This is a genomic window from Micromonospora sp. WMMD723 (assembly GCF_049863385.1).
Classification (GTDB): Bacteria; Actinomycetota; Actinomycetes; order Mycobacteriales; family Micromonosporaceae; genus Micromonospora; species Micromonospora wenchangensis.
This window is the reverse complement of sequence record NZ_JBMKNR010000001.1, coordinates 3,168,708-3,181,457: the sequence shown is the minus strand read 5'-3', so window position 1 is coordinate 3,181,457 and position 12,750 is coordinate 3,168,708. Positions and strand designations below refer to the sequence as shown.

Here is a 12,750-nt window from a genome sequence, read left to right as displayed (position 1 = left end):
GTCACCCAGAGCCTCCACCCATTTCATCTATGGCCACGCCACCTCTATGCCGAGGGCTCTGCGTCATAGTCTGCCCCGCTCGACGCGCTTCGAAACCAAGTCGAAGATTGAGGCCAGGGTCAAAACATGCCGGCCACCCTCTAGATCGGAACCTCCACCGAGCCGGAAGCCGGCCCCGCCGGCGGAAAAGCGTTGTCTAGAACAAATTTAACAAAATCGGCATTCTTTGCGGTTCGATCGAGGCTGAAGCTGCGCTGCTGCCCGAAATCCGTCGCCCATTGCCGCAGGTTCTTCATTTCCGCTGCGACCACACCACGCTCGAGCAAGTCACCCTTCTGCGCCAGCTTATTCAGCTGAGAAGTATGGCGAACCCTGTCCCCATGAATACGCGCGACCGCCACCATCGACAGGTGGTACCGAAGATTCGATCTCTCAGAGGAGCTCACCCCTCCGTCGCCCAGAAGAAAAGAGTCGACAACCTTTTGATTCTTCACCAACCACAGAAATGTCTCAAGATTTACCTTGCTTGAAAATATCCGCTCATATTCTTCATTTTTCTTCAGCAAAGAGGTGGGCCGAGCACGGGAGTCATTCGGCTGCGAAAGCCCCATGGCCATGACCGCTTGCGCCAGGTATGGGATACTCACAATCCGCTCAGGCCGCCTTCCCGCATTACGATAGAAGTTCTTCCTTCGATCGTAATACCAGTCGTTAGACAAGAAGTAGCTCTCGATGTTCCGTTGCAGCTCCTCAGTAGCCCGCAGAGACGCTTCCGGAACATTCGTCTGACGGTTAGTAGCCCGGATAACTTGATCGCGCACAGCAGCGTCGTTGGTTGCCAGGATCCGAACCAGGATCGACTTTCGACCCGACTTCTCGGCGACCAATGGGTCTTGCATCGCCTTGAAGACCGTGTGAGATGTCTGAAGACCGTTAACGATCTGGACATCTTCCAGGATATAGGTCTTGTTTACGATGCTGATATCGGAAGAGCAGAGTATGGTAACACCATTGTTCAACCACCAGAACTCCGGTGAATCGTCAGCGACTAGGGATTTGGCAATTTCCCTGTTTACGCCGACCGAGCCGCCTTGATAATCGCGGACGTTCCAGTCAAATATGTGGCGACGAAGCGATCCGTCTTCATCGGTCAAGAACTTTACATAATCAGCCAGATGCACCAGCGCGACCAGACTGATCCCCGTATTTGCTTGTTCCTGAAAGGCGAGACGCAGAGTGTAGCTTGGGGCATCATTATGCGCATCCCACAATTCCCTCGCGCCCCAGAACTCGAACGCGACATCACCGCCAACGATGAGATCCTTGACGGTCGCAACAAGCTGATCGCTCTTCAGCCTTACTTTGTGGTTGACCTCGCCCGCGTCACCCTTTGTGGCATATGCGATGTGAACGGAGATTTTCACCTGCCTAGTGGCAAGCTTGGTCCACGCCCTCCTGAAGATATCTATTCTGCCAAGGATATCTGAGGAGTAGAGAGCCTGGAGGGCTTCTTCGTCGGGCGCCAGCGCAAGAAGTCGTGACAACGACGAGGCCAGCAAGTCGATAGCATTCTCGGTAAAGGAATTTGCCATCTTGGCCTGAATAAGCCATAGGGTCAGTGTTTGACCCTTCGCGTACTCCGAGGGCTTCGTTTCATCGCTCAGTAGATCATTATCTTCCTCCAACAGGGCGTCGCCAAGGAAGGCGTACACCCCGTCCAACGCAGCATCGTTTCCGCCCCCAACCCTGCCCGCCTCAAGCTCCTCCTCACTTAAGTCCGAGTGACGAAGGATCTTTTCAGCAACGAACAACTCGAACGTCACGTATTCAGGCAAGTCCAAGTCTTGCTGGTCGCGACGCTCTTTGAGTGCGGCGTTGAGCAGCACCACCTCGTTACTTGCCACAATCGAGCCCTTCGGGGAGACCGGTTCACAAGACCCACCCCCAGGCGGCGGCCTTCGCGCGGGATCGACGGCGGGTGGGGCAGACGTCAACTGCCAGCCTGGGAAGCTGAGCGCGTCCCGCGAGATTACCGCCAAGGCCGCGTCAAGCGGGCCCTCGGCTCAGGCGGCAGGCCCTGCCCAGAGGCCAGCCCGACCATCCCGGCGAACACGGCCTACAGGATCGACCTGGAGCAATTTAGGCTGCTCAACAGGAGGCGGGCCAGGTGCCAGCCGGTGGGGGCGACCGCCGCCTCGTCAGGTGTCGCCCCGCGACAAGTCGGGCCTAAAGTGTCAAGGACCGGACACCCCCATGGGAGCAACACGTCGCAGGGGAGCCGGCCCACGGCTAAGACCACACAAGCGTGGCGGGTTGCGGGTGAGGTTATGGCGCCCTGTAGGGTGGGCCGCGTGGTTGACGAGTCCGCAGGTGCAGCACATCCCGCAGTGCGGGCGGCCGAGTTCTTCGCCGGCATCGGGCTGGTCAGGGAGGCGTTGGAGCCCCTGGGCGTGCAGGTGGTATGGGCTAACGACATCGAGAAGGCGAAGCGGGACGCGTACGCCGCCAACCACGACGCGGGGGATTTCCATCTGGCCGACGTCCGCGACGTCACCGCGGAGCATCTTCCGCCTGACGTGGAGCTGGCGACCAGCAGCTTCCCGTGCGTGGACCTCTCCCTCGCCGGCAACCGCCTCGGCCTCGTCGGCGCGCAGTCGGGGATGTTCTGGGAGTTCGCGCGGGTCCTCGGGGAGATGGGTGAGCGACGGCCGCGCGTCGTCTTCTTGGAAAACGTGCACGGCTTCGCCACCAGCCATGGTGGGCAAGACCTCGCGGACGCCCTGGCGCAGCTGTCCAAGCTGGGCTACTCGTGCGACGTGCTCGCCGTCGACGCCCGCCACTTCGTGCCGCAGTCACGGCCCCGCATGTTCATCATCGGGATCCGTGGCGCCCTGCCTCCTGGGGCGTCGACAGGCGTTCCCCCGATCTCCGATGTCCGGCCCGCTTGGGTGCAACGGGTCCACGACCGCCACCAAGACCTCGGCATGCATCACATGCCGCTTCCTCCGCTCCCTGACGGGCCGGAGGATCTGTCCAGCGTCGTCGAGCGGATGGACAAGGAGGACTCTCGGTGGTGGCCTGACGACCGAGTCAGCGCCTTCGTCAACTCCCTCAGCGCGATACAGACCACGAGGATGACGGCGCTCCGCGACGCGGCGGAACCGTCATGGCGCACCGCCTACCGCCGGACGAGGAACGGCGTGGCGGTGTGGGAATTCCGCCGAGATGCCATCGGCGGCTGCCTCCGCACCACAGGAGGCGGCTCAAGCAAACAGGCGCTGGTCGAGCTTGGCGGCGGCGAGCTACGGATTCGCTGGATGACGCCTCTGGAGTACGCGCGGATGATGGGCGCCGGCTCCTACAAGCTCACGGGGGGAACGCCTAACCAGGCGCTGTTCGGCTTCGGTGACGCCGTGGTCGTCGACGTCGTTCGTTGGATCGGGACGCACTATCTTCTTCCCGCGTTGCGCTGGCGGCCGGTTCTCCAGCCTGCGTAAGATGCCCGGCACCGTCCGAGAGCGTTTGGAGCGCCGTGGCAATCCCGAAGCACGAGCAGCCGCCGCATGCGGTGAGGCTGATCCGGACCGAGCTGGGAAGCGTGATGGACCTTGAGGACCCAAACGCTCCAGGCTCCCGGATCGGCCGTGCGGTCGGTGTCTACGCCTACTACGACTACGACGGAGAGCCCATCTACGTAGGCCAGACCTCGTCGTCCTTCCGGGACCGGGTCTCCCGCCACCTGACCGGGCAGCGCTCCGACGCCGTGGCCAAGTTCATCCTGGACCCCTTCGAGGTCGCCTTCGTCTCCATGTGGAGCGTTCCGCATGTCGCCGGGGCAAAGAGCTTGAGAAGGCCGGGCCAGCCTGCCTCTTCCGCAGAAAAGAAGGCGCTGCTCGACCCCTACGAATACACGGTGTACAAGACGCTTGAGCAAAAGTCGAAATTCCACGCCGTTTTGAACGAGGGGGTCATCCGCCCGACGGAGCGTGTGGAGCTGCCCAAGGTGGTCCACCAGCGCATCATCCCAGAGGTGATTTGGGAAGATCGGAAGCACTCTGACGTGCGCATCGCTCGCCGTGCCGCCACGATCTCGCGCCTGTCGCAGATGATCTCTGAGCGCGAGGTCTCGGGAGGCATGCGACGAACCCTCCTTCTCCAAGCGCGTCGCCTCACCTGGCTCGCTGAGCAGCGCATCCACGAGGTAGGCGTCGAGTTGCCGGACGCCGAGGACGCCAAGATCGGTGATGAGTGAGGCAGCCTCCCGCCTGGCGTATTATCGAACCGTGCCACGACGCCGCGTGGAGCTCGCGCCTGACGACCCCCGCCACGGGACCACGAACGGCTATGGCAATCTGGGCTGCCGCTGTGATCTGTGCAGGGAGGCCCATCGGCGGAAGCATGTGCGATACATGCACGAGGTGCGCAAGTCCAAGTCGCTATCCGACACGACGGCATCGGGCCACGGCACCTCCTACCGTTACGACGTAGGCTGCCGTTGCGAGGAATGCCGTGAGGCGCACAATGCCAAGAGCCGTGTGACCAAGAAGCGTATCCGCGAGAAGCGCGCCCAACGTTCCGTTTCATCTACACCATCGCTCCCGCCGGCACCGCCGCCGTCCGCCGCCTCCGCATCCATGCGTTCCAACCGTTCCCGGGACACGGGGCCTGAAATCCGGCTTCGTAGGGCGCTTCACGCCCGAGGGCACCGTTACCGCGTGGGCATGACGGTCACTGTGGGAAGCCGACGGGTTAGGCCAGACATCGTTTACACCAGGCGAAAGATCGCCGTCTTCGTCGATGGCTGCTTTTGGCATCGCTGTCCCCAGCACGGGCGGGCGCCCAGCGACCCGACGGGCTACTGGGCTGCAAAGTTCCAGCGCAATGTAGAGCGAGACATCGCCGTCACCCATGCGCTCAACTCCGCTGGCTGGCAAGTGCTCCGCATCTGGGAGCATGTGCCCCTCGAGGAATCCGTCGCGATCGTGGACGCAGCCTTTCAGAATTCCGCCCGTGCAGGGCGTTGACCTTAAGGCCAGCCAGCACCGGGCACCGGACGCCCCACCCGTGGCGAGGTGAGTTGCCCGGCGCCCGGCCCCGATCAGCTGTGTTGTGCCCGCTGGAAGAGCGGGCGGGTGATCGTCGTGCTGAACTGCGGCCCCACAAGGTAGCGCTTCCCCGGGATGTAGCCGTGGGAGTTGTCGCCGACGACGGTGCCGAGCCCGGTGTGCCGGTCGAAGTGCGCGAAGCGTGGGCCGCCGCTGGAGCCGCCGCCCATCACGCACGCGGTGCCCCACTGGCCGGGCGGCTCCGGCCAGTCCTCGGTGGACTGCTGCTCCACCGCCCGGCCGGTGCAGTAGGCGAGGCGTTCACCGGTGTACTCGGGCAGCCCCTCGCGGGCCTCGTCGGAACTGGCCCGGGGGTAACCGAACTGGTGCACCACCCGGGCGCCCGGCACGTCGTAGCCGATCCGCTGGGCCGCGCCGACGGCGTCCTGTACCCGGCGTCCGTCACCGTCCGGGTGGAGCACCACGAACGCCTGGTCGTACGAGTCGTACAGGCTCTCGATCTGGTCGTTGAGCAGCCACGTCGGGGCGACCACCGACAGCCGGCCGACGAACCTGCCGTACGGGGCCCGGCCGTCGGTGTAGCCGGGGACGAACAGCACGTTGCGCGACCACTGGTTGTCCTCGCCGAGGAGGTCGGTGTTGTTCACGCAGTGCGCGGCGGTCACCACGGTGCTGCGGTTGGCGCTGTCCAGCACGGTCGCCGTGCAGCTGGTGTCCTCGCCGTGGTCGGTGAAGAAGAGCCTGCCGACGGTACGCGACACGGCGTCCGTCCGGGTCCAGGGTGCGCCGTCGGGTTTCGCCACGGGCGGCACCTGCGCCGACGGGGTCTGCAGAGCCGCGATCCGCTGCGGCGTCCAGTACGCCAGCACCGCCTGCCGCTCGGCGGCGGTGACGGCCACGGCGTGGGTGGCGACCGGGCCGGGCGTGGCGGTGGCGGGCTGCTGGGCGATCCCGGTCAGAGTCGTCGTCACGAGCGCGGTGACCGCTCCCGCGACGCCGACGCGACGACGCAGAGCGGGGGTTGGCTTCGATGTCATGACGGGGAACGTAGGACCGGAATGTCAGGAAATCGTTGGTGCGCCTTCCCCGGATCGGTCTCGACTCAACGTGCTCCGGTGCGAGGAGGGTCGGCTCTCAGGCCGCGTCGGCGTTCGGCGTGAACCTGACATCGAGCCGCATGTCGAGGGCGCCGGCCAGCCGCTCCAGGACAGACAGAGTGCGGCAGCGACCGTTCAGGACGGGTGCTCCTCGACCTTCCGATGGCTGTCGATGCCCAGCTCCTCGACGCGCTGCCACAGCGGTGCCAGCGCCGCCTCCGGGTCCCGGCTGAACACGCTGCCCCGGATCCGGACGAACACGCAGTTGCCGACCCGTTCCAGCACCGCCTGCCGGCGCATGTCGCTCTCCCACTGCTCCGGCCCGTGGTAGGCGTCCCCGTCGCACTCGATGGCCAGCCGCCGCCCGTCCGGCGCGGGCAGCACGAAGTCGATCCGGTACGAGCCGACCCGGAACTGCGGCAACGGCCGGAACCCCCGGCGCAGCATGCGGCGCAGCACCTCGCGTTCGAAGTCGCTGTCGCAGCGCCGTTCCAGGTCGTCGTACGCCTCCTCGGCGGTGGTGACGTTCTGGCAGTAGCGCAGCAGCAGGCCCCGGGCGTCGTCGGGGCGCAGGTCGTCGGGTTGCACGGAGTGGAACACCCAGAGCTGGTCGCGGGCCCGGGAGGCGGCGACGTTGACCCGGCGGTGATGGTCGCGCTTGGTGAACGCGGCGACCGGCCCCTGGTGCGGGGACACGACAGTCGACACCAGCACCACGTCGCGCTCGTCGCCCTGGAAGGTGTACGGGTCGCCCACGCGCAGCCGGCGGCGTTCCATCTCCTCCTCACCGATCTCCTCGCGCAGCCGGGCCAGCAGGTAGAGGGCCTGCCCGCTGGTGCTGAGCAGGCTGACCACGCCGACGCTGCGACCCGCGTACGCCGGGTCGGCGACGATCGCGGCGACCCGGGTGACGAGAGCTTCGGCCTCGGCGACGTTGACGTTGCCGTACGCGGGCAGGTCTTGGCGGACGCCCTCGGGCACGTGCACGGCGACGACGGGGTCGCCGATGCCGGCGGGCCGGTCGGTGCGCAGCGGTTCGATCTCGCCGCCGTAGTAGGTCTCACTGGAGAACCCGATGATCGCCGGTACGGACCGGAAGTGCTCGGTGAGCAGGATGCGTTCGGGCGAGCGGCGGACGGCGTGGTCGTAGAGGCTGCTCTCCGGGTCGAAGTGCTCGGCCGACGGCACGTCGACCAGGTGTGAGTTGATCAGGCCGGTGACGCTGCCGACGAAGGAGAGCTGCGGGCCGATCTGCTGGTCGTCGCCGACCACGACGGCCCGTTGCGCCAGGGTGAGCACGGGCAGGGCGAACAGGTCGGCCTGCGACGCCTCGTCGACGATGACCACGTCGAACCGCGCCCCGCCGGCGAACTGTTCGATGGCCCGGTCGACCGACATCACCCACACCGGCACGGCGTCCACGGCGGCGGTCATCGCCTTCTGGGCGTGGGCCTGCCACTGGGCGGCGTTCTTCCCGGTCCCCTTGCCGATCTTGCGCAGGGCGGTGGTCCAGTCGGCGAGGGCGGCCCGCCGCCGGTCGTCCATCGCCAGCGACACCTCCAGCCAGGCGGACGCGACCACGAGTTCCCGGGTGAGCTGGCGGATGCGTTCCCGGGTGCGGTCGACGCGCCGGCCCAGGGCGACCGGGTCGACGCTGCCGACGACCTGGTCGAACCAGGTCTGCGCGCGCCGCCACCGCCACCGGTCGAGGCAGTCCGCGCCGGTGCCGTGCAGGGCGGCGGCGGTGCCGTCCTCAAGCTGGGCGGTCCAGTCCGGGGCGACGGGCCGCAGCCGCCCGGTGAGCTGGGCGAAGCGGTGCGCCTCGGGGCGCAGGGCGGCGAGTCGGCGCACCTCGTCGAGCAGGGCGTCCCAGCCGTCGAGGTCACCCTGGTAGGCGTGGTCCAGCAGCCGCCACAGGTCGCTGGCCTCCACGCCGGACATGCCGCGTTGGAGCAGCGCGTCGAGCCGGTGTTCCTCGGCCACCAGCTCGTCGTGGACGAACACCGCCGTGGCCCGGCCGAGCAGCGCGATCAGCGCGGTCAGCCGGCGTACGTCGACGGTGTGTTCGGCGCGCGGCAGCACCCGGCGGACGGTGCGCAGCAGCGTCGGCCAGCGCCGCCGGTCCCAGTCCAGCGCGGTGGCGGCGGCGGTGAGCAGCTGGCCCGTCCAGTATTCCGGCTCGTCGCCGACCTCGGCGGGCAGGCCGAGCGGTGCGCGCCACTGCGCCCACCTGGTGGCCAGCGCCTGCCGCAGCCGACGCCGGGTGACGTACGCGACGACGATGTCGACGTCGTCGGCACTGCGCAGCACCTCGCCGTCGATCCGGCAGTCGGTGGCGATCCGGGCCAGGGTGCCCTGGAAGAGCTTGTTGACGCCCTTACCGGCGGCGAAGCGTTGCCGCAGCTCGTCGAGCAGCGCCAGCAGCCGGCGCGGTTCGGTCAGGTGGAGCTCGGCGACGGCGACCTCGTGACCGGCGACGACCCGGGCGGCGGCGGCCAGGTCGGCGAGCGCCTGCTGGCTGGCGGCCACGTGGTCCTCCCACCGGATCCGCCAGTTCGCGTCGGCCTGCAACAACGCGCCGAGCCGGTCGGTCCACGCGCCCTCCCGCTCGGTGAGCAGGGTCAGCGCCTCCCTGAGCTGCCCGCCGAGCTCCTCCAGTGCGGGCTGTCCGACGGCGCGTACCTCGGCGACCAGCATCCCGGCGTCGGCGAGCCGGTCCAGTTCGTGCCGGGTCGCGGCCAGCTCCCGGCGGTCGTCCCGGATCGCCTCGGCGGTCGGCAGGTCGGCCGCCGTCGGCAGCCCCCGCAACGCCTGCGCCCGGTCGGTCCGCCTGGTACGCCGGGCGATGTCGAGCAGGTCGCTGAACTCCTCCCCGGTCAGCGGGGCGTCCAGGTCGGGGCCGAGCGGGTCGGGGATGTCGCCGTAGCGGTCGGCCCGTTCGCGCAGCCACACGCCGACGTCGCCGGGGGACAGCCGGACGCCGTCGATCTCGTACCGGGCGGACTCGTGTTCGGCGAGCGCGCGCAGGCCGGCCAGGGCGAGCCCGAGGTCCCGCTCGGCCTCCTCCAGTTGCCGGCGCAGCCGGTCGACCCGCTGCTGTTCGGCGCGACGGTCCAGGGTGGCGCCCCGGTCGGAGAGTTCCCGGGCGGCGAGCTGAAGCTGCACGAGCTGGTCGGCGGAGCGGCCGAGCACCGCCAGGCAGAGCGGTTGGATCTCCGCCGGCAGGCCGTCGCGCAGCACCCGCAGCGGGTCCTCCTTCTGCGCGACGACGAGCACCCGCTTGCCGTGCGCCATCAGGTGGCAGATCAGGTTGCGGATGGTGTGCGTCTTGCCCGTGCCGGGTGGCCCCTGCACGGCGACGTTGCGGTGCTGGGCGAGCCGGCGGGCGATGGACTCCTGCGCCTCGTTGGTGGGCAGCGGCATGAGCAGCCGCTCCCCCAGCGGCTGCCACCGCTGCGGCTGGTCCTGCGGCATCTCCAGCCGGCTCGGCTCGTGGGCGAGGACGGCGGCGAGCGCGCCGATGCCGGTGGTGTCGCCGGCCAGCAGCCGGGCCCGCAGCTCCTCCAGGAACCGGCGCAGCATCCGCTGCCGGGGCCGGACGAACAGCACCCCGGTGTCGTGCACGTACGGGCCGGTGGGGGCGGGGGCGTCGGCGTCGCGCAGCACCGGGTCGTGGCCGAGGCGGCGCAGCGCGCGCTCGAAGAACTCCCGCCTGTCGAACTCCGCCCAGACGTCGAGGTCGAGCTGCCCGCCGGACCCGGCCAGGGCCAGCAGTTGCCGCAGGTACCGTTCGTCGAGGCCGGTCAGCGGGTCGGTCTGCAACCGGGCCGGCCCCTGCGGCACCACCCGCACGACCGACCGGTCCGGGTCGTACTCGACGGCGACCGGGGTCACCACCAGCGGATACCGCACCCGGTTACCGGCGACGTCGACGCGGATGACGCCGTGACCCCAGACGAGTTCGTGGCTGGCGGCGGTCATGTCGACCCGGTGCATCAGGTCGAACAGGGCGCGGTGCAGCTGGCGTACCCGGTCGGTGCGGGCGGCCTGCTCGGCCCAGGGCCGCCAGTCCTGCTCCCGCCACTGCTCGAAGCGGGGTCGCAGCCGCGCGACCGTCTCCTCGTCGCCGGTCAGCCTCGGCTCGGCCGGGTAGGGCGGGGTGTCGGCGAGGTGCGCGACGAACTCGACGGGGGTCTTCAGTCGCCGGGGTGCCGCCGGCAGGCCGACCTGGAGCCAGCTCACCCCGTCGGCCGAGACGCCCACCTGGCAGTCGGGGTGGTCGGGCAGGTCGTGCTGCCAGAACACGTCCGCTGTGGGCACCGTCCGGGCCGGCTTCTCCAGCTGGGCACGGACGGCCATCAGATAGTCGACCAGCGCGGTGGTGCGCTCCAGGATCAGCGCGGGCGATTCGATGTCGGACGTGGCGCGGGAGAGCATGCGGCACCTTTGCTGGCTGTGGCGGTCCCCGGCACCCTACCGGCGAATTCCTCCCGGACGGGACCTCCGGTCGGCATTCTTCACCTCCGGCGGCGGTCAGCCGGTTTCGGCGCTCGCCCGCGCCAGGTTCTCCGGCACGTCCCGGTCGTGATAGACCCGCTCGCTCGGCTCGATGCCGGCGAGGAACATCGCGTACACCGCCGCCATCCGCAGCCACGCCACCGGCCGCAGCAGCGCCACCGCCCGTTCCGGCCGGCAGCCCGGCACGTCGGCCCGCCAGCGGGCGCACCAGTCGGCGACGAGGGCGGCGGCCGGCCCGGCGGGTAGCTGCTCGGTCAGCCGGAGGATGTCGAAGGCCGGGTGGCCGACGAACGCGTCGCCCCAGTCGATGATGGTGTGTCGCCGCCCGTCGGCGCGGACGTTGCCGGGGTGCAGGTCGCCGTGCACGAGGGTGTCGGGCAGCCCGCACCGGGTCACCTCGTCGAGGCGCGTCTCGACGTCGGCGAGCTGCCGGTGCGCCTGGTGCGGGGCGAGCGTCGCGCGCAGCCACCGGGTCAGGGCGGGGCCGCGCAGGTCCGGCACCCCGGCGGCGACGAGCCGGTCGGCGGCGGGCAGCGTGCGGATCTGGAGGGCGTGGTGCCGGGCGGCGATGGTGGCGCGTTCGGCGGCGTCGGCGCCGTAGCGGTCCTCCCCCGGCACGTGGTCGAGCAGCATCCGCCCCTCGTCGTCGGCGGCGAGCAGGGTGGGGGTGGCCGGGTCGTCGGCCAGCAGCCGCAGCACCGCCGCCTCGTGCCGGAAGAACACCGGCACCTGTTTGAGCCAGGCGGTGCCGTGCGGCCCGTCGAGCCGCCAGACCGCCGACAGGTTCCAGGTCCGCTCCTGGGCCGACACGTTCGCCGGCCGGCCCAGCCGGTCGAGCTGCGCGGCGGCCCAGGCCAGGCTCGCCGCCGGTCCGCCCGGCTGCGCGTAGGGCGCGCGCAGCGGATGCGCCGCCGGCTGCACCGCCTCGGCCGGCAGCAGCGGTACGCGCACCGGGCCGGCCACCTCGGCCAGGTAACTGACATGGCCCCCGGGTGGCCGCCCTTGCCGCCCGGCGAGCAGCCGCAGCACGGTCACCTCGACGCCGTACTCGGCGCGGGCCCCGGCGACGACCGCCGCCGCGTCCTGCCACCAGGGCACCGGCACGTCGAAGTCGGGTAGCGCGCCGAGCGTCCGGCCGGTGGCGTCGACCAGGACGAGGCGGACGGTGCGGACCATGGCCGGACGGTAGCGAGCCGCCCGGCCGGCGCGCGAGCCGAATACCGGCGGCGGTCAGCTTCCCGGTGCGGTGGCGAGGATCGCGTCGAGGCCGCGGGCGAAGAGGTCGTCGTCGTTCCACAGGTCGTCGTCGAGGTGGCCGGAGGCGGTGAGGGTGGGGTAGGCGGCGGCGTTGGCCACGAGGTGCCGGCGGGCTTCGGCGCGGGCCCCGGGGTCGTCGGTCTGCCGCCAGGTGGCTTCGGTGAGCGCCGCGCCGATCACGTAGTTGGCCACCAGCCGGGTCACCACGGCCAGGTCCCGGCCGGTGAACCCGGCGCGGACCAGCGCCGACTGCAGGAACTCCGTGCGGGCGAGGACGTGCGGGCCGAGCATGGGGCGGCCGATCAGGCTCGGCGCCCAGGGGTGGCGGAGCATGGCCGCCCGCCATCCGCAGGTCAGTGTGCGGACGTCGTCGCGCCAGTCGGGGCCGGCGGCCGGCAGCGGCACCTCGCCGAAGATGTGGTCGACCGCCAAGTCGAGGACGTCGTCCCGGGTGGCGACGTGCCAGTAGAGGGCGGTGGGGGTGACCGCGAGGCGTTCGGCCAGCCGGCGCATGGTCAGCCCGTCGACGCCGGTGCGGTCGAGCAGGTCGACTGCCGCCGTCACGATCCGTTCCCGGGTCAGCGGGGTGGTCCGGCGGTTGCGGGCCGGCTCCGTCCGCAGCCAGATGGGGGCGGGCCGGCCGTCCGGTCGGCCACTGAATTCGGTCGCGTCCACCCGCAGCAGCCTAGTACCGCGCACAGTTGATTTAACGCTGTTAAATCAACTGTGCGCCGTCCGCGTCCCCGGTGGTGGAACTGCACCGGGCCGGGAGGGTCCACCGCGAATCCCGGGACGCCGTCGCGTAGACCCCC

The 12,750-nt window shown here is 69.4% G+C and carries 8 protein-coding genes; 3 read left to right on the top strand and 5 right to left on the bottom strand.

What is annotated here, in order from left to right:
* Positions 1–140: 140 nt before the first annotated feature.
* Positions 141–1,904, bottom strand: coding sequence for an AIPR family protein (locus ACN261_RS14380; RefSeq protein ID WP_425850527.1), 1,764 nt, complete (start codon positions 1,902–1,904; stop codon positions 141–143).
* A 447-nt stretch (positions 1,905–2,351) separates the two neighbouring features.
* On the opposite strand from ACN261_RS14380, the gene ACN261_RS14375 reads away from it, so the two are divergent.
* From ACN261_RS14375 to ACN261_RS14365, 3 genes are read left to right on the top strand one after another with little or no spacing between them, the layout of a single operon-like run.
* Entirely contained in the window at positions 2,352–3,497 is a 1,146-nt protein-coding gene (locus tag ACN261_RS14375) for a DNA cytosine methyltransferase (RefSeq protein WP_425850525.1), read from the top strand.
* Between the two features lie 35 nt (positions 3,498–3,532).
* Complete coding sequence (locus ACN261_RS14370; protein WP_425850524.1) at positions 3,533–4,252, top strand: GIY-YIG nuclease family protein; 720 nt, start codon at positions 3,533–3,535, stop codon at positions 4,250–4,252.
* Complete coding sequence (locus tag ACN261_RS14365) at positions 4,245–5,024, top strand: very short patch repair endonuclease (protein WP_425850521.1); 780 nt, start codon at positions 4,245–4,247, stop codon at positions 5,022–5,024. Before ACN261_RS14370 ends, ACN261_RS14365 begins: the two co-directional genes overlap by 8 nt.
* A 74-nt stretch (positions 5,025–5,098) precedes the next feature.
* On the opposite strand, the gene ACN261_RS14360 is transcribed toward ACN261_RS14365, so the two are convergent.
* From ACN261_RS14360 to ACN261_RS14345, 4 genes are all read right to left on the bottom strand, one after another.
* Positions 5,099–6,103 (bottom strand): trypsin-like serine peptidase, encoded by a 1,005-nt coding sequence (locus ACN261_RS14360; RefSeq protein WP_425850518.1) that lies wholly within the window; start codon positions 6,101–6,103, stop codon positions 5,099–5,101.
* Positions 6,104–6,298: 195 nt separating this feature from the next.
* Positions 6,299–10,600 carry an AAA domain-containing protein gene (locus tag ACN261_RS14355; RefSeq protein WP_425850517.1) on the bottom strand — a complete coding sequence of 1,434 codons (4,302 nt, stop codon included), beginning with the start codon at positions 10,598–10,600 and terminating at the stop codon, positions 6,299–6,301.
* A 96-nt stretch (positions 10,601–10,696) separates the two neighbouring features.
* The gene (locus ACN261_RS14350; protein ID WP_425850515.1) at positions 10,697–11,857 is read right to left on the bottom strand and encodes a phosphotransferase family protein; all 1,161 of its coding nucleotides are present in this window, start codon (positions 11,855–11,857) and stop codon (positions 10,697–10,699) included.
* A 54-nt stretch (positions 11,858–11,911) separates the two neighbouring features.
* Positions 11,912–12,613: a TetR/AcrR family transcriptional regulator C-terminal domain-containing protein gene (locus tag ACN261_RS14345; RefSeq protein ID WP_425850514.1), complete on the bottom strand. Its 702-nt coding sequence runs from the start codon at positions 12,611–12,613 to the stop codon at positions 11,912–11,914.
* Positions 12,614–12,750: the final 137 nt, after the last annotated feature.